Source organism: Cochleicola gelatinilyticus (genome assembly GCF_001637325.1).
Lineage (GTDB): Bacteria > Bacteroidota > Bacteroidia > Flavobacteriales > Flavobacteriaceae > Cochleicola > Cochleicola gelatinilyticus.
Genome location: NZ_LRXL01000012.1, coordinates 90,974 through 109,332 on the forward strand (window position 1 = coordinate 90,974; position 18,359 = coordinate 109,332).

The window sequence follows — 18,359 nt, forward strand, 5'->3', positions numbered from 1 at the left end:
TACCTACCCTACACGTCGTTTTTAAAAATTATTTTACAATGACCTTAACACAGATTTTATTTTCATTCCTTTATTTTCCGTTATTCATGAACACTACACACGACATCACTTTAGAGAATAAAGTCATTCCTGAAAGTATAAAAACTGAAGCCTTAACAGCCCTTTCCTATTACCCCGAATTAAAAGATGCGGAGATTACTTTTCAGTTTAAGGATAATATTAAAAAATCTACCATGCAGGCACAGCCTAAATTTGCTAGTTTTTTTAAATCGAAAAAAAATCGCGGGTACATTATACTCATCAGTAAACGAATTCAGATTGAAGACGAGGAATTTACCATTGAAGACATTCCCAGTGATGTTATTGTAGGGTGGTTGGGGCATGAACTTGGCCATGTGATGGATTATAGAGATCGTAGTGCTTTTGGAATGATTATCTTCGGAATAAAATATCTATTTTCTGAAGGACATATTAAAGAGGTAGAACGCGCTGCAGATACCTATGCCATTCAACATGGAATGGGCGATTACATTTTGGAAACTAAAAACTTTATTCTAGAACATGCCAATATTTCTGAAGTCTATAAAAACCGAATACGTTCTTTCTATATGTCTCCGGAAGAAGTCATGCATCTTATAGAAAAAGGAGATGGTAAACTGGAAGAAGCTGTGAGCAATGAATAATAAAAATTAGATAAGCAGCGTCGATTTTAAAACTCTTGCAACACTATCTTATCACTTGATTATACATTTTACCCCCTTGAGAGCTATCCTTTCACAAAATCTTCCCATTCTGCAAATTTCTCTTCGTTCATTACACGTGCCATTTTTACTTGCCCACCTTTCTTTTTACTTTTTGCATTCCATTCATAAAAAACATCGGGAGCTACGGTAGTCACTTTTACTCCTTTTAATGCTTTCGAACGGGCAACTTTATAATTTTTATTAGCACCTTTTAATGCCTCATCTAGTGCACTAGAGAGTTGTTCTGCATCTATAGAGGCCTCGGTTCCTAAATACCAATGATGGTAAAATTCATCTTTAATTTTAACTGCGGCAAGTGTAAATTCGGGTATTTCAATATCGAATTGTTGTTCTAATTCTCTAAGTGCGGTGTCCATTTTGTTTACTGAAAGTTGAGATCCCACAACATTTAAAAAGAATTTTGTTCTTCCAGTAATTTTTATTTCGGCACGTTCTATATCGGTAAAAGCGATGGTATCTCCAATAATATAGCGCCATGCACCCGAAACACTGCTCATTATAAGTACATAATCCTGATCTTTTTTTACTTCGGAAAGTGGTATGGAAGGAGCTTCCTGTGAGATCGATCCGTCTTCGTTGATGTATTCGGGTTTAAAAGGAACAAACTCAAAATAGATCCCATTGTCGGTTACCAATTTCATTGAGGTTGTATCGGGTCGTTGTTGAAAAGCAATAAATCCTTCGGAAGCTAAATACGTATCGATTACCGTGACCTCTTTGTTCAACAATTTTCTGAAGCTTTTTTCGTAGGGTTGAAACGCCACTCCCCCACTTGTATACACTTGTAAATTTGGCCAGACATCGTGTATAGAATCGGCTTTATGATATTCGATAACTTTCTTCATCATTAATTCCATCCAAGAAGGAATTCCACTTAAAGCTCCAATATCCCATGTTTTTGCGCGTTCGGCAATGGTTTGCACGCGTTCGTCCCAATCGTCTATTTTTGAAATATCTTCACCAGGTTTGTAATATCCTTGAAACCAAAACGGAATGTTACTAGCACTTATACCACTTATTTCGCCTTCTAAGAATTCGTCTCGTTCTTGCAGATCGGTCGAGCTTCCCAGCATCATAATTTCTTTTTCAAAAAAATCGGAAGGAAGATCAAAATTAGACAACGCACTTACTTGTTGAATTCCTGCATCACGAATTGCCGTGATCATCTCATCTGTAACTGGGATACGCTTGCTTGATTTTCCAGTTGTTCCACTGCTAAGCGCAAAATAAGAAGGTTTTCCTGGCCAGGTAATATTCTTTAAGCCCTTTTCGGTTCGACTCCACCACATGTCACGCATTTTAATGTAATCGTAATATGGAATTGCTTCAGAAAAGGCTTTTTGTATATCATCTGATTGCAAAATTTGCTCGAAACCATAATACGTTCCAAAAGCTGTTGCTGATGCTTTTTCGAGTAGCTGCTTTAGAACCTCTTCTTGTTCTTTTACCGGATCTGTTTCCGAAGTAAAAGATCCCTTTAAATCGATTGCGCTTTTAATAATAGCACCTAATATGGCCATGAGTTTTCGTTTTCCACTAAATTACTATTTTATAATACGGTCTCAGTGCTCTTTAAAAGAAGTTTAACCATTTTACGAGAACCTAGTATTCCTTATCTTTGCACTATGACGCATCATCCCGATTCTACTCGATTAAATAAGGCCATTAGCGATAGTGGTTATTGCTCCCGAAGACAAGCAGACAAGCTCATTGAACAAGGCGTAGTTACTGTTAATGGCACTGTAGCGACCCTTGGTGATCGTGCCATGCCAGAAGACGAGATACGTGTTGAAGGAAAACTTATTAAAGAAAATGATACGCTTGTATATATTGCTTTAAACAAACCGGTGGGTATTACGTGTACAACCGATCAACGTGTAGAAGGAAATGTAGTAGACTTTATAAATCATAAAGAGCGTATCTTCCACGTAGGGCGATTAGATAAACCCAGCGAAGGTCTTTTGTTAATGACCAATGACGGAGACATTGTAAATAAAATTTTACGCGCAGGAAACAAACATGAAAAGGAATATATCGTAAAAGTGGATCGGCCAATTACGGCTGATTTTATTCAAAAAATGGGGAATGGGATTCCATTGCATGAACTGGAAACTACGACCAAAAGATGCGAAGTAACTCAATTAAGTCGTTTTGTGTTTAAAATAATCCTTGTACAAGGGTTAAATCGACAAATACGTAGAATGTGCGAATATTTGGGGTATGATGTAGTGGAGTTAAAACGTGTTAGAATTATGAATATTGAGTTAGGCGAGCTGCCTACTGGGAAATGGAGGTCTTTAACGCAAATGGAATTGAATGAATTAAAAAATGCGGTATCAGAAAGCGATAATACTCCAGCGATGTTGAAACCGCAACGTACCGAGGGGAAACGCAGAAGAGGAAGAAGTTCGTAATCTATATTGTTAGATTCTTCTTTAAAAAAAATCGCGCACCGATTGAGTAGCACGCGACCATTTCAACTAACTAACCAAATTAAATTTCAATTATGAAATCTCAACCATTTCTTTAATATTGTGAACAAAGTGATTGTCAACATTCGTGTTCTAAATTTTACCTATCGTGCTTTAAACAGCACTTCAAAATCTTTAAACATTTAGATTAAATAAATGAGTTATCAATGAACTTTAATTGATCAATTGCTTAATTGAGGAATATGTGTTAAAACTTTATTATTTACCCTTCAATGTAAGGACCAATACGGAATATAAAATTCGTGAATTTTTATTGATTTAACTCAATCGGGCATTAAAAATATCTAACAATATCTTTAAGTTTAACTGATTTTTAAGACTTTTCGACGAAAACACTTCTATGATAACATTAAATTTTTGATTCTACCTCCCATAAGCATAAATAACTGAAAACAATTTAGTTACAAATTCTCCAACCATATTTAAGTATCTTTTTGTTTAATGATGATTATTAAGTAATTATCTTTAATAATCGATACAACTTTCATGAAAACATTATTTATACGCATTATTACTTTCTTTAATACTGTACGAAGCAAAATCGCTTTTTACCCAACCCTCGTCGCTTTAGGTGGAGTTATAACAGCATTCGGGATGATGATCATAGAAAATGAAGGCGTCTCTAGAGCTCTTGTAGAGTCGTTTCCTAAACTATTAATAGAGGATGGTGATACTGCATTAACTATAATGAGCGCTTGTATTGGAGGACTTATTTCAATGATGGTATTTAGTTTTTCCATGGTAATGCTGTTATTGAGTCAAGCTTCAAGTAACTTCTCTCCTCGATTATTACCTGGGCTTATTTCAGATAAAACACATCAAATTATTTTAGGGTTGTATCTGGGTACTATTATGTATAACATCTTTACATTGTTTTCGATCGAGCCCACAGATGAAAAATATACCCTTCCTGGCCTCTCTATACTGTTTGGAATTTTTCTTACCATTTTATGTTTATGTGCTTTTATTTATTTTATCCATAACATTTCACAAAGCATTCAAATTAATAATATATTAGATACTATTTATGATACCTCGAAAGAGCGTCTAAATGCCATTATTGAAAAAGAAAAAAGTAAAGACACATCACTAATTGAAAATTTCCCAGACACAGAAAACTGGCATTCTTACACGGCTCCCGAAACGGGATATTTTCAAAATATATCATTTTCAAATATTCAAGATATATGTGAAGAGCAAAAAACCAAATTGCATGTGACAGTGCCTCAAGGAGTATTTGCATTACAGCATAGAACTTTCTTTAAGTCTGAAAAAGAATTAGATGAAGAAACAATTAATAAAATTTTCTCGAATATTAATTTCGCTAGAGGAGAACTAATTGGAGACAATTATATTCTTGCTTTTAAGCAAATGACAGAGATTATTGTAAAGGCGATGTCACCAGGTATAAACGACCCAGGAACAGCTATTAATGCTATAGATTATATAACAGAGCTATTTGCCTTACGCATGAAAAAAAGAGATTCTGGAATTCTTATAAGTAATGATGTAGCATTTTTAAAGATGGCCATTGTAACTTTTAGAGAGTTGCTATATAACGTAATGGCATCTATAAGAACTTACTGTAAGCACGATCCCATTATTGTGCAAAAGTTAATTTTAATGCTTACCTATTTAAAAGAACAAAAAGGGTGTGATGCATCGTATACTGAAGCAATTACGACAGAATTAGAAAATCTTATAATAGATGCTGAACGTTCTTTTGAAAATGAATACGACATTCAAGCCATTAGAAACTTAAGTGAATTAAATTAATTGTAGTACGTCTGAAATATCTTAATTAATTCATCTGAAGGAATAATATTATTATCATATTCTTTCATTCGAAGAAGTATTTGATCCACGGCTCCTGGACGAATCCCCATTTTTAGACCAAAATTCTTGACCGTAATCACTTCTTTTTCATGCGTTTCGTTATCTACATTCATTACGAGCACGAGCTTATAAAAATGTGTAATACGTTCTAATTCTGTAAAAAGCGTTTTTGAAGGAACAGGTGCTTCAAATAATGCATCCAATTCTTTTTTAGATAATCCCATTCGGTCGGCAATTCGAAGAATAAATTCGTATTCGGAATCGGTTACTTTATTATCGGCATTTGCTAGAACGATAAGATCGCTTACAAGGGCATATGTTTTCTCTGTATTCATTTCACAATTTTACTATAAAAGATTCAGAATTAAAAGTAGGCTGGTAATTTTCTATGCATAGCGAATGCGTATATTCCGATAGTTATAGTGATAAATGATGAGTTTAGAAGCTCTGTTATTAACTATAATTTAGATTTAAAAGAAATATTTTTCCGAAGCAATAAGTGATCTTGAGCCTATATATAATTGAATAAAAAAAGCTCTGAAATAAACATCAGAGCTTTTTTTAAAAAATTTATTGTTTTAGATTAGGATAAAACTTCCTGAACTTTATCGGCAGCTTCCTGAAACTCGATCACACTATGCACATCTAATCCGCTATCATCGATAAGCTTCTTTGCAATATCTGCATTCGTTCCTTGCAGACGTACGATGATTGGTACACGAACAGTTCCTATGCTTTTATATGCATCTACAATACCTTGTGCTACACGGTCGCAACGTACGATACCACCAAATATATTCACTAAGATCGCTTTTACATTAGGATCCTTTAAAATTAGGTTAAAAGCAGCTTCAACACGTTCTGCATCTGCTGTTCCTCCTACGTCTAGAAAGTTAGCTGGTTCACCACCTGCTTGCTTGATTAAATCCATAGTAGCCATTGCAAGACCAGCTCCATTTACCATACACCCAACGTTCCCATCAAGATCAACGTAATTTAAGCCCACCGCTTTTGCTTCTACTTCAGCTTCGTTTTCTTCACGGATATCGCGCATTGCCTCATAATCTTTATGACGAAATAAAGCATTATCGTCTAAGGTTACCTTTGCATCTACAGCAATAATTTTGTCGTCACTCGTTTTAAGTACTGGGTTAATTTCAAATAACGAAGAGTCACTATTTGTGTACGCTTTATAAAGTGCGCTCACAAATTTTGTCATTTCTTTAAAAGCTTTTCCGCTAAGTCCTAAATTAAAAGCAATTTTTCTTGCTTGGAACCCCATTAGGCCTAAAGAAGGGTCTATCTCTTCATGGAAAATTAAATGTGGAGTATCTTCTGCCACTTTTTCGATATCCATTCCACCTTCAGTAGAATACATAATCATGTTTTTTCCGTTGGCTCTATTTAATAAAACACTCATATAGTATTCTTCCGGCTCACTATCTCCTGGATAGTAAACATCTTCAGTTACTAAAACCTGATGTACTTTTTTACCTTCAGCACTTGTTTGAGGGGTTATTAAGTTCATTCCAATAATATCTCCAGCAATCTGCTCTACTTCCTGTAAATTCTTGGCAAGTTTTACACCACCTCCTTTACCACGTCCTCCAGCATGGACTTGGGCTTTAATGACGTGCCATCCAGTTCCGGTCTCTTCGGTTAATTTTTTAGCTGCTTCTACTGCTTCGGCAGGAGTTTGCGCAACAATTCCTCTTTGGATTTCAACTCCAAAGCTGTTTAATATTTCTTTTCCTTGATATTCGTGTAAATTCATAATGGAATGTTATTCGTTTTCAGACTGCAAAAATAACAAATGTTCAAGGATTGCACTAATCTTTTTTAAAGAGGTTAGGAGAGCACATTTAAGACTTGATTATTTTACAAAAAGCGTAACTTAATTTATCTGATAATAGGAAAAATTATGTACCTTTATCATACTCCCTTTTTTTAATTACGCACTTTAAACGTGTCGACTTTTCAAGAGATTACAGATTCATCGACATTGATTTTAAAATTAGTTAACCCCAAGTTTAAAATATATCCTCAAATTAATAAAAAGGTTTTAATACAAGGCAGTGCCATTTTTATTTTAGTGGTAAGCGTATTAGTTATCATAGGTTGGTTGTTTAAGATTAGAATGCTTTTAAGCATTGTTCCTGGAGCTCCTACAATGAAATTTAATACAGCTCTTTCATTTTTAATTGTTGGCACCATTATTTTTCTTTATTTAAAAAAGAAAAAGTCTTCTATGGTGATTACACTCCTCAGCATATTTTTATGTTCAGTTAGTATTTTTACATTGTTTCCTTATTTTTTTGAATTAAGTTTCAACATAGATAATTTAATTGTTTCCGATCGTTACTCTAGAAAATTCCCTGGAAGGATGTCGATTGCCACAACTATTTGTTTTTTAGTGTTTTCAACTGCAAGCTTAGGAAAACTTTCAAAAGTAAAATCATTTCAAAAAATTAGTGATCTCTTAGTTCTTGGAATAGGAATCGTTTCTTTACAAGTAATTGTTACGTACATTTTACAAATTCTTGCGAAAAGCAGCGTATTAGTCTTTAACTCTATGGCAATTCACACGGCAATTCTTTTCTTGCTCATTTCGATTGCTTTTTCAGCGATGAGCTCAAAAGGAGGATATACTTATCTTCTTTATGAAAATCACACTGGTAGTAAATTAGCAAGAACCTTAGTGCCATTTGTAATTATGCTTCCTATTTGTTTAAGCTTTTTATTACTATTTGTACTTAATAATGAATGGATTACGACAGATGTAAGCATTTCTCTTTATACTATAGCATATACTGTACTCAGCTTACTGTATTTATATCACCTTACAAATCGCCTTAACAAGGCCGACATTAAGAAAAAGCAATTGGAAAGCTCGCTATATAACACAAATCAAGAGTTAATGCAATTTAAATATGCTTTGGACAAAAGTTCTATTGTAATGATAAATGATCCGCGAGGAATTATTGAGTACGTAAATGACAAATTTTGTGAAATCTCTAAATTTACAAGAGAGGAAATACTTGGTAAATCAGAAAAAGTTTTAAGATCGGGCCATCATTCAAAAAATTTTCACCGAAAAATGTACGAAACGATATCTAACGGAGAAGTATGGTTAGGGGGCGTAAAGAAAATGGACAAATATGGTGTTTATTACTGGGTACAAACAGCAGTAATTCCTTTTAAGAATAAAAGCGGAGACATTTACCAATACCTTACTATTGGACAGGATATTACCCGTCATAAGTGGCTTTCATCCCAATATGAAAATTTAAAATTGAAAACTAAGGAAATGGAGCAATTTACATATATTGCATCTCATGATCTTCAGGAACCTCTACGTACAGTTAAAGGAATGTCTAATATTCTTCAACAAGAATATTCTAACAAGTTGGATAAAGACGGAAATGCCTGTTTAGAATATATTACTTCAGCTACCGACCGAATGAGTCATTTAATTAAAGCGTTGCTTGATTATTCTAGAATTGGGATTCATCAGAAAAGAGAAAAAATAGATTGTAATGAAGTGATCGACATCGTATGTAAAGATCTTGCTATAATCATTAAGGAAACTAAAACTGTCATTACTGTAGATCCGTTACCAACTTTATTAGTTTATCCAATGGAATTTAGACTTCTACTTCAAAATTTAGTTAGTAACGCTATAAAATTTAGACAAGAGAACAAAACCCCAAAGATTCATATCGGTTCAGAAAAAAAAGATAAAATAATTCTTTTTTCGGTAAAGGATAATGGTATAGGAATCGAGAAAAAACATAAGCGAATAATTTTTGCTATCTTTAAAAGGCTACATTCTTTAGATGAATTTGAAGGAACTGGTATTGGTTTGGCCCATTCTGAAAAAATTGTCCATTTGCATGGAGGTGAAATTTGGGTCGACTCTAAACTTGGAGAAGGCAGCACCTTTTATTTTACCATCCCTTTAATCTAGATGTTATGAAGAAAAAACTTTCATGTGTATTATTAATCGATGATGACAAAGGAATAAACTTTATACACCACCGTGTAATTAGTAATGCGAATTGTGCCGAAGAAATTGTTATTAAAAAAGACGGTAAAGAAGCTTTAAAGTTTTTAAAAACACAAGTTAATGGAGCGTGTCCGCAACCTGAGCTTATATTTCTTGATATTAATATGCCCAAAATGGATGGCTGGGAATTTCTAAATGAATACAGTAAATTATCCAATCTTGAGAAAGGTGAAATCGTATTACTAATGCTTACTACGTCGTTAAATCCCGATGATATCAAACAGGCAGAAGATAATAGTAACGTTGATGATTTTATCAACAAACCGCTAACTCCAGCTATGTTACAAATAATTCTTAAAAAACATTTTGCTGAGTTTTTTTAAATTTTATTGGTGTAAATCCTTTAGAAAATAATGTGAAAATTTCACATTATTTATGATTTCTTTTCCCTCATAACCGTTTATTTTTACCAGCTTAATTAATTTTTAAATATTATATCATGACACACAAAGACCTGTTGGCGGTGGTAAGCCAATTCGAAAGCCCAATTTATGTTTACGACGCTGCTAAAATAGAATCGCAGTATAAACGATTGCGTGATGCTTTTAAGAAGGTCAAACAGGTCAAGATCAACTATGCTGTAAAAGCACTTTCAAACCTATCGGTAATTAAACTACTTAATTCACTGGGCTCAGGAATGGATACCGTTTCAATACAAGAGGTAAAATTAGCCTTAGAAGCGGGCGTTGCTCCGGGAGATATAATCTATACTCCCAATGGAGTTTCGTTAGCTGAGATTGAAAAAGCAGCAGAATTAGGCGTTCAAATTAATATCGACAACCTATCTATTTTGGAGCAATTTGGTACAAAGCATCCAAAAACTCCAGTTTGCATTCGAATTAATCCTCACGTTATGGCGGGAGGAAATACTAATATTTCTGTGGGACACATCGATAGTAAATTCGGAATCTCAATTCACCAAATGCCTCACATCGAGCGCATCGTCGAAAATACTAAGATGACCATTAACGGGATTCATATGCATACAGGTAGTGATATTCTCGATATTGAAGTCTTTTTATATGCTTCTGAAATATTATTCGAATCGGCCACTCATTTCTCTGATTTGGAATTTATCGATTTCGGAAGTGGTTTTAAAGTCCCTTATAAAGAAGGTGATATCGAAACTAATGTAGAAGAATTAGGAAAAAAACTAAGCAAACGGTTTAATGAATTTTGTGTTTCTTATGGGAAAGAAATTACACTTGCATTCGAGCCAGGGAAATTTTTGGTGAGTGAAGCAGGGAAATTTTTAGTTCAAGTAAATGTTGTTAAACAAACTACTTCAACGGTGTTTGCCCAAGTTGATAGTGGGTTTAACCATTTAATTCGTCCTATGCTTTATGGTTCACAACACGAAATAGAAAATATCTCTAATCCAAATGGACGAGAACGTTTTTATAGTGTTGTAGGGTATATTTGTGAAACAGATACCTTTGCTAATAACCGGAGGATTGCTGAAATACGTGAAGGAGATATCCTGTCCTTTAGTAATGCAGGAGCTTACTGTGCTACAATGGCGAGTAATTACAACTCAAGATACCGACCAGCAGAGGTGCTATTTTATAACGGAAAACCGCATTTAATAAGACAACGAGAGACCTTTGAAGACATCTTAAGGAATCAAGTTATATTTGATGTAAACGCCTGAAAGTAAATTTTTTACTAAATAAATGATAAAAAAAGGTATCCTCTCATTTATTCTTTTACCTTTGCAACTTAATTTAATAATTTATTACAATGAATAAAGGAACAGTAAAATTCTTCAATGACACTAAAGGTTTTGGTTTTATCACTGAAGAAGGATCTAACAAAGAACATTTTGTACACATCTCAGGTTTAATCGACGAAGTTCGTGAAGGTGATGAAGTAGAATTTGATTTAACCGAAGGAAAAAAAGGATTAAACGCAGTAAACGTAAGAGTACTATAATATAAATCACTTTTTTATTACAAAAAGCTTCCCTATTGGGAGGCTTTTTTTATTTAGGCAGATCTTGAATAAATAAATAATGAACTGTCTTATAGAATAAATTTCTATTTGAAATATTTTTTCCCGAAAGTCGTGCAAGTTTTATTTTATAAATAGAATAGATAATCAAAACGACCAGTAAAGACACAGCAAGGACGATGCAGATGTACAAGAGCATAAGTAGATAATTAAAAGAGTTAGTTTATAAGTATAGCTAAAAATAAATACCAATTAATGTACGAAATTTCTTTCTTTTTGGTTTTTGTAACTTTCTATTTTGCGCGAAAATTTATAATTAGATAGCAATTTAAATAAAATATACTAATCTTATTCGAGCTTAGCGCGAGATTTGGTTTAATGGAAAGGTTTTTAATTGTTTATAAAGGCTTCAGAAATAAACCAGTCAGTTTCAAAAGCATATTTTTATCTAATTTCAACTTTAAAACTGAATAATAAAATACTCCTTTAAACTTTTTCAGAAGTAATTAATAAACTAAAGTTTTGAAACTTCTTTTTTAGATGCTTCAAATTCTAGAAGCATTTCCCTCACAATCTGTGCTGCGGGTTTTATATCATGTATTAAGCCAGCAATCTGACCAATCTCAAGTTCTCCTTCTTCTAAATCACCCTCGAACATACCTCTCTTTGCTCTTGCACGCCCTAAGTGTTTTATGAGGTCTTCCTTTGTTGGGTGCTGTGTATATAATTCCATAACACTCTCAAAAAACTTATTTTTAAGCATGCGAACAGGTGCTAGTTCTTTTAAGGTTAATAAGGTGTCACCTTCTTTTGCATCTACTACCATTTTCTTAAAGGCACGATGTGCACTAGATTCTTCACTTGCAACAAAGCGACTCCCAACTTGCACCCCGTCGGCGCCCAATATCATGGCAGCAAGCATTCCTTGACCATTAGCAATTCCTCCCGCAGCAATTAAGGGAATATCTAATTGTTCCTTTACCATAGGAATAAGTGTGAACGTTGTGGTTTCTTCGCGACCATTATGTCCCCCAGCTTCAAATCCTTCAGCAACCACAGCATCAACTCCTGCATCTTGTGCTTTTAATGCAAATTTTACACTACTTACCACATGTACCACGGTGATTCCATGTTCTTTTAATCTGGCAGTGTGTGTTTTGGGGTTCCCAGCGGAAGTAAATACAATTTTCACTCCTTCTTTAATAATGATCTCTATGATCTCCTCAATGTTCGGATATAACATCGGAACATTTACACCAAAGGGCTTGTTTGTTGCTTTCTGGCATTTAATAATATGTTCTCGTAGTACATCAGGATACATGGAGCCTGCGCCTAATAAACCAAGACCGCCTTCATTACTTACAGCACTTGCTAATCGCCAACCACTGTTCCAAATCATTCCGGCTTGAATAATAGGATGTTCTATTCCAAAAAGTGTTGTAATTCTATTGTTCACTATTGTTTAATAATTTTAAAACTATTCGATTTGTTCTCGGAAGTAATTTTAGCAATGTAAACACCGCTACTTAAATGTGAAACATCCAATCCTCTAGATACAGAGGAAATTTCAGTTTCCAATATTTTTTTACCTAACACATTATAAAGTACAACCTGTGCTCTTCTACTATTCTTAGGAAAAACAACGTTCAACGTGGTAGTTACGGGATTAGGATAAATCGCAAACTGATCCTTTAATTGTTGTTCCTGAACTCCTAAAAGAATTGCAGCATTAACGGCATCTTCAAAATTTGGAATTCCGTATCCATATTCATCGTTCGGATTAGAAAAACGATCTGCCGACTCTCTTACTATTTGCATAATTTGCATGTTAGTAAGCTCTGGGCTTGCTTGCCATAATGAAGCTACAGCTCCTGCCATAATTGGAGAACTAAATGAAGTTCCACTATTGGTTTCTACTTGTCCATTTTCACTTACCACAGCTGCAGATGATCCTTGTGCCATTACGTCTGGCTTAATTCTTCCATCAACTGTTGGCCCGATTGAGCTAAATCCCGACTTAATTTCTTCACTATTTACAGATCCTACCGTAAGAACTCCTGGAGCATCTGCAGGGGTTGCGACATAAAGAAAATTCCCAGGATTTCCGTCATTTCCAGCGGAAGTAACATTCAACATTCCTTTATCGAAAGCAAGATTTGCTCCACGGGCTGCAATCGTTGTTTGCCCATCAAGATCTTCATAAGAATGATCGTAACTTGGATTAACAAAATCTTGATAACCTAGTGAAGTATTTGTAACATATACCCCTAAGCTATCTGCTCTTTCTAAGGCTTCTACCCAGTAGGCTTCTTCTACAGGACTTTCTCGATCTGGTCTTGCATCTTCAGTAACATATAAATAATAGGATGCTTTAGGAGCTGTCCCTACAAATTGTCCATCTAAAAAACCTCCCATATCGCTAAATGTTCTGGCTCCGTGAGATCCAAATCCATCACCATTTTCTATTCTTCGCACGAAATCATAGGTTCCCAATAATCGTCCTTCGTCTCTCATTTCTTGATAGGCAGGATTTGTATTAACATTTGGAAAACCACTATCCATAACAGCTACAGTAATGTTTTCTCCTGTATAATCTTGTTCATGTAAATAATCTACAGAAAGCATTTCCACTTGATTCAAAGCGGCACCGTAGTCGTAAATAATACTTGATTGTTCTCCCTCAAAATTAAATTTATCTTCTAGTGATCTTGTGGTTCGGAAAAAATTTAAACTTGAGTCTGAAAATTCAATTTCTGTAACAAAATCAAGATTGAGTAAATTGTTAATATTTGTTTCTGAACCTACTACATATACTGCATTCATCCATTTCGATTTAGCCAATACTTCTATTCCTGAAGTTGATTTTAGTTGCGCAATATAATTTTCATTTACGGGTACATCTCGTTCATCGATAGGGGTACTATGTAATGTTTTTCTATCGATCGCATCTTGCGTAAGAATTGTAATAGGATTTTCTAAAGAAGCCGCTACATTTTCTTTATCGGCCAGAAAAACCAAAGCCTCTTCTTGTCCGAAAGACCATTGAGAAACAATTAGTACACAAATAATTAGTATTTTTTTCATCATAGTTTTTTTAAAAAAATTAAGAAATAACACCGCTTCCTATTAACTCATCATCTAGATACCAAGCTACAAATTGTCCTTCAGAAATAGCGGATTGTAGTTCATTAAAAATTACGTAAAGTCCCGATTCGGTTCGATGTAGGGTTGCAGCTTCTAATGGCTGTCTGTATCTAATGCGAGCCATGACTTGCATCGATTCATCTTCTTCAATGGCAAGATCTGGGCGAACCCAGTGAATTTCATTACTTTTCACAAAAAGTCCACGTCGATATAAGCCAGGGTGATCTTTTCCTTGTCCGGTATAAATTACATTTTCTTTTACATCGGTATCGATTACAAATAGGGGTTCTTTCGTACCGCCAACCGCTAATCCTTTTCGTTGCCCTTTTGTAAAATAGTGTGCTCCTTGATGCATACCTACCTGTTTTCCATCGGTAATTTGATAGGCAGGTTTTTTAGATAGGTACGCTAGTTTTTCTACTTCGGAAGTAAAAGTGGGTTCGTCTTCTTCATACCCCGAAAACGTTGAGGGTACTTCAACAATCGCTCCTTCTTTTGGTGCCAGTTGTTGCTGAAGAAAGTCAGGAAGCCGTACTTTACCAATAAAGCAAAGTCCTTGAGAGTCTCTTTTTTCCGCAGTAATAAGTCCTTGCTCTGAAGCAATTTTACGAACTTCAGGCTTTAAAAGTTCTCCAACTGGAAACAAAGTTTTTTCAAGTTGTTCTTGAGATAATTGACACAAGAAATAACTTTGATCTTTATTTGGGTCTTTACCTGAAAGTAACTGATACGATGTTGCTCCATCTTTTTGAAGCGTACCCTTTCTACAATAATGTCCTGTAGCTACGAAGTCGGCTCCCAATTCAAGAGCGATTTTCATAAATACGTCAAATTTAATCTCACGATTACAAAGAACATCTGGATTTGGAGTACGTCCCATTTGGTATTCATGAAACATATAATCTACAATACGTTCTTTGTATTGTTCACTAAGGTCGACTGTTTGAAAAGGAATACCCAACTTATCTGCAACTAGCATAGCATCGTTGCTATCTTCTAACCAAGGGCAATCATCACTTATTGTCACCGAGTCATCGTGCCAATTCTTCATGAATAAACCAATAACTTCATAACCTTGCTCTTTTAGAAGATAGGCTGCCACACTAGAATCTACTCCTCCGCTAAGTCCGACTACAACACGTTTCATAATTTATTTTGAGATATTAAATTTACAACAAAAACACTTTATATTTTGTAAAGACACCTGATAGTAACAGAACTTTAAGATTTTCTATGACAGGTCTATTTCTTCTTCTCTAAGAATTAATCTTCAATTTTTTTAAGGGGCTTCGGGTAAGTTTCTTCCAAGGCTATTTTTCCATTTTGGTAATACACCCAAAGGCCGTTTTTTCTGCCCTGCTTGTAGCTACCTTCAATAGTCTTTGCCCCATTTCCGTCATAATATACAGAAGGTCCGTGAAGTTTGTCGTTGGCGTATTGAAGTTCTTTCAGAAGGATTCCTTTTTCTGTATAATATACATTTTTACCTTCCTTCATTCCATCAACATAATGGATCTCTTCCGTGATTTTTCCACTAGGGTAATAGATGGTTTTTTTTCCGTCAAGAACACCGTTTTTATAAAACTCACGTGTCATGACCTTATTAGATTTTTTATGGAAATACAACCATTCGCCAGTTCTCAATTTACCGTCCATCATCCCCTGACTCACGACATCTCCTTTTGAAGTAAGATATTTAACTTCGGAAAGAGAAGAGTTTGGTTGAAAATTTTTAACGACATTCGGAGTTTTCCCGCACTTCTCACAATAGAATTTAAAAGTGCCGATCTCTTTCCCATGATCAAATTCACCTTCATAGCGAAGTTGCTTAGTTCCTGAGTAATATTTTTTCCAAACGCCATGACGCGCTCCGTTGGTATCAGATTGGTTTACGACTTCTTGAGCCATTAACGTCGCTGTGGAATAAAGAATTCCGAAGAAAAATAACACGTGTCTCATCTTCATAGGAGGTTTTCTTAGATTAACGAAAAAAACGTAAAACTATTGAAGCATAAACTCAAAAAGAATGCCATTACAACAAAACAATGAAATCTATTGGCTAATTTATTTCAGATTATTTATCGCTTTTTCCCTGCATTTTTCTGCTGCTCTGCCTGCTCCATCATTTCTGCCATTTTCTTCTGAAAGCGATTCTGCTTCTTAGGCTGCTTCTTTTTTACTTGAATCTTAGCATGGATTTTATCTTCATCGATGATAAAGTTTTTAATCACCAACATAATTCCAATGGTAATAAGGTTCGAAACAAAGTAGTACAGTGATAATCCACTTGCATAGTTGTTAAAGAAAACCAACATAAATAGTGGCGACAAGTACATTAAGAATTTCATATTTGGCATTCCCGGTTGCTGCTGTGCCTGCATACTTTGTCCTGTAGTCATCATCATGTAGACAAAGATCGCAATCGATGCCAAAATTGGAAATAAACTCACATGATCCCCATAGAAAGGAATATGGAAAGGTAATTCTGCAATAGTATCGTAGCTAGAAAGATCGTCTGCCCACAAGAAACTCTTTTGCCTTAGATCGAATGCCGTTGGAAAAAATGTAAATAACGCATAGAACACCGGAATTTGAAGCAATGCTGGCAAACATCCTTTCAAAGGACTCGCACCCGCAGCATTTTGAAGTTTCATGGTTTCTTGCTGAATCTTCATTTTATTTTCTCCGTATTTCTCACGAATCGCATCGATCTCAGGCTTTAACACCTTCATTTTTGCCTGTGAAACATACTGCTTGTATTGTACAGGAGACAACATTAATTTAATAAGTACCGTTAGTGCGATAATCGCAATTCCGGCAGGTAAGAACCCACTTAAAAATCCGAATAACGGAATAATTAAATACTTATTCAGCATACCGAAGATCCCCCAACCTAATGGCATAGCTTCATCCAGATTACGATCGTATTCTTTAAAAAGCTTGTAATCGGTTGGTCCGTAATACATGTTCATGTTGTACGATAATGCACCTGCTTTAGGCTCCAATAACATTTTCGCCCCGTATTGTTTTGTAAACACAGTATCAATTTCTTCATCCTCAACAAGATCTATAGAAGTTAAGGCCACTTCTTTAAATGGCGTGTCGGTCAAGAGCATCGAACTAAAGAAATGCTGACGGAAATTCATCCAAGTCACATCCTTTTCTAATTCATCATCTTCTCCCGTTGGAGATAATTTACTGTGATCACCATCATCGTATTCGTAAGTAAGTCGCGTATATCGGTTTTCATACGAAATACTTTTTGCATGTCTATATCCTTTTAATTTCCAGTCAAGATACATTGGTTGTGATGTATCAAGCACCCCGTCTAGTCCTTTAGAAGTTACACTAAAATCGAGCATGTAATCTCCTTCCTTTAAAGCGTAGCGATATTCTAAATAAGAATCGGCTGCGGTTTTTAATCGCATGGTAAGAACGTTTCCAGAAAGTGAGGGTTCAAAATAAAGGTCTTTGGTATTCAATAACCTGTTTTCTGAAGAGAATTGCAAATTCAACGAAGCGTTCCCATCTTTTATAAGATACACTGGAAGCGAATCGTAGGTGGTATGTTGTTTTAGTTTTGCTTCGGAAATATATCCTCCTTTGTTACTCACAGTTAAGGAAAGTACATCATTTTCTATAGTGGTAGTGGCTCCTGAAGCTGACGGTAACGTCCCTGAGTAAGCAAAGGACCCTAGTTTATTCTTCAATTTCTCTATTGCTAACGAATCCTGTGCATTGGTAGCCGCATAATCTTCGGTAGCTTCAGTTAACGGAAGATCTTGTTTTGAAGCTTTTTCTGAAGCTGCTTTTTCTGCTGCCGCTTCAGTCTTCGCCTTTTCAGCTTGAATCTCCTCTTCGCTTGGTTTGTTCATATACAACATCCAAACTAGAATTCCTCCAATTAATACAAATCCAATAAGGGAGTTTACGTCGAATTTCTTTTCTTCCATATTCACTGTCCGTCGCAACGGATCACTTTAAAATTCCGGGTCCATACCCGAAACTGATTATTTGTTACTTTTTTTATGAACTTTCGTTGAACTGTAAAAATTCACACCTACTTGTTCTTTTCAACAATCCCGCCTAGTTTATAATTGCGCCAGA

Annotated in this window: 15 protein-coding genes; 7 read left to right on the top strand and 8 right to left on the bottom strand. The window is 35.1% G+C overall.

All coding sequences use genetic code 11. The features are described from left to right. Nucleotides 1-86 precede the first annotated feature (86 nt). A complete protein-coding gene (locus ULVI_RS01375) occupies nucleotides 87-683 on the top strand; it encodes a hypothetical protein (protein WP_068588988.1) in 597 nt (198 codons plus the stop codon). A gap of 83 nt (nucleotides 684-766) precedes the next feature. Here the strand turns inward: ULVI_RS01375 and ULVI_RS01380 are convergent, their stop codons facing one another. Then, entirely contained in the window at nucleotides 767-2,284 is a 1,518-nt protein-coding gene (locus ULVI_RS01380; RefSeq protein ID WP_068588762.1) for a GH3 family domain-containing protein, read from the bottom strand. A gap of 105 nt (nucleotides 2,285-2,389) precedes the next feature. Here ULVI_RS01380 and rluF point away from each other — a divergent pair, with 105 nt between their 5' ends. Further along, complete coding sequence (gene rluF / locus ULVI_RS01385) at nucleotides 2,390-3,178, top strand: 23S rRNA pseudouridine(2604) synthase RluF (protein ID WP_068588765.1); 789 nt, start codon at nucleotides 2,390-2,392, stop codon at nucleotides 3,176-3,178. Nucleotides 3,179-3,742: 564 nt separating this feature from the next. Next, nucleotides 3,743-5,032 (top strand): DUF2254 domain-containing protein, encoded by a 1,290-nt coding sequence (locus ULVI_RS01390; protein ID WP_068588770.1) that lies wholly within the window; start codon nucleotides 3,743-3,745, stop codon nucleotides 5,030-5,032. Here ULVI_RS01390 and ULVI_RS01395 read toward each other — a convergent pair. Together ULVI_RS01395 and sucC are read right to left on the bottom strand one after the other, a co-directional pair. Then, nucleotides 5,029-5,427 (bottom strand): tellurite resistance TerB family protein, encoded by a 399-nt coding sequence (locus tag ULVI_RS01395; RefSeq protein WP_068588773.1) that lies wholly within the window; start codon nucleotides 5,425-5,427, stop codon nucleotides 5,029-5,031. The genes ULVI_RS01390 and ULVI_RS01395 overlap by 4 nt on opposite strands. 248 nt (nucleotides 5,428-5,675) lie before the next feature. After that, nucleotides 5,676-6,866 carry an ADP-forming succinate--CoA ligase subunit beta gene (gene sucC / locus ULVI_RS01400; RefSeq protein WP_068588776.1) on the bottom strand — a complete coding sequence of 397 codons (1,191 nt, stop codon included), beginning with the start codon at nucleotides 6,864-6,866 and terminating at the stop codon, nucleotides 5,676-5,678. A gap of 363 nt (nucleotides 6,867-7,229) precedes the next feature. Between sucC and ULVI_RS01405 the strand changes: the two genes are divergently transcribed. The 4 genes from ULVI_RS01405 (at nucleotide 7,230) to ULVI_RS01420 (ending at nucleotide 11,090) form a co-directional block, all read left to right on the top strand. Further along, nucleotides 7,230-9,059: a PAS domain-containing sensor histidine kinase gene (locus ULVI_RS01405; RefSeq protein ID WP_197463466.1), complete on the top strand. Its 1,830-nt coding sequence runs from the start codon at nucleotides 7,230-7,232 to the stop codon at nucleotides 9,057-9,059. A 5-nt stretch (nucleotides 9,060-9,064) separates the two neighbouring features. Next, a complete protein-coding gene (locus ULVI_RS01410; protein ID WP_068588781.1) occupies nucleotides 9,065-9,481 on the top strand; it encodes a response regulator in 417 nt (138 codons plus the stop codon). Nucleotides 9,482-9,597: 116 nt separating this feature from the next. Continuing rightward, entirely contained in the window at nucleotides 9,598-10,809 is a 1,212-nt protein-coding gene (gene lysA, locus ULVI_RS01415) for a diaminopimelate decarboxylase (RefSeq protein WP_068588784.1), read from the top strand. An 89-nt stretch (nucleotides 10,810-10,898) separates the two neighbouring features. Further along, nucleotides 10,899-11,090 carry a cold-shock protein gene (locus tag ULVI_RS01420; RefSeq protein ID WP_068588787.1) on the top strand — a complete coding sequence of 64 codons (192 nt, stop codon included), beginning with the start codon at nucleotides 10,899-10,901 and terminating at the stop codon, nucleotides 11,088-11,090. Nucleotides 11,091-11,622: 532 nt separating this feature from the next. Here ULVI_RS01420 and ULVI_RS01425 read toward each other — a convergent pair. The 5 genes from ULVI_RS01425 to yidC form a co-directional block, all read right to left on the bottom strand. Further along, entirely contained in the window at nucleotides 11,623-12,564 is a 942-nt protein-coding gene (locus ULVI_RS01425) for an NAD(P)H-dependent flavin oxidoreductase (RefSeq protein ID WP_068588790.1), read from the bottom strand. Next, nucleotides 12,564-14,192 (bottom strand): S8 family serine peptidase, encoded by a 1,629-nt coding sequence (locus tag ULVI_RS01430; protein ID WP_068588792.1) that lies wholly within the window; start codon nucleotides 14,190-14,192, stop codon nucleotides 12,564-12,566. The genes ULVI_RS01425 and ULVI_RS01430 overlap by 1 nt, the downstream gene beginning before the upstream one ends. Nucleotides 14,193-14,211: 19 nt before the next feature. Next, nucleotides 14,212-15,399 (bottom strand): tRNA 2-thiouridine(34) synthase MnmA, encoded by a 1,188-nt coding sequence (gene mnmA, locus ULVI_RS01435; protein ID WP_068588794.1) that lies wholly within the window; start codon nucleotides 15,397-15,399, stop codon nucleotides 14,212-14,214. A gap of 116 nt (nucleotides 15,400-15,515) precedes the next feature. Next, nucleotides 15,516-16,211 (bottom strand): toxin-antitoxin system YwqK family antitoxin, encoded by a 696-nt coding sequence (locus ULVI_RS01440; protein ID WP_068588991.1) that lies wholly within the window; start codon nucleotides 16,209-16,211, stop codon nucleotides 15,516-15,518. A gap of 119 nt (nucleotides 16,212-16,330) precedes the next feature. Continuing rightward, on the bottom strand, nucleotides 16,331-18,205 hold the full coding sequence (gene yidC / locus ULVI_RS01445) for a membrane protein insertase YidC (protein WP_068588797.1): 1,875 nt from the start codon (nucleotides 18,203-18,205) through the stop codon (nucleotides 16,331-16,333). Nucleotides 18,206-18,359 lie beyond the last annotated feature (154 nt).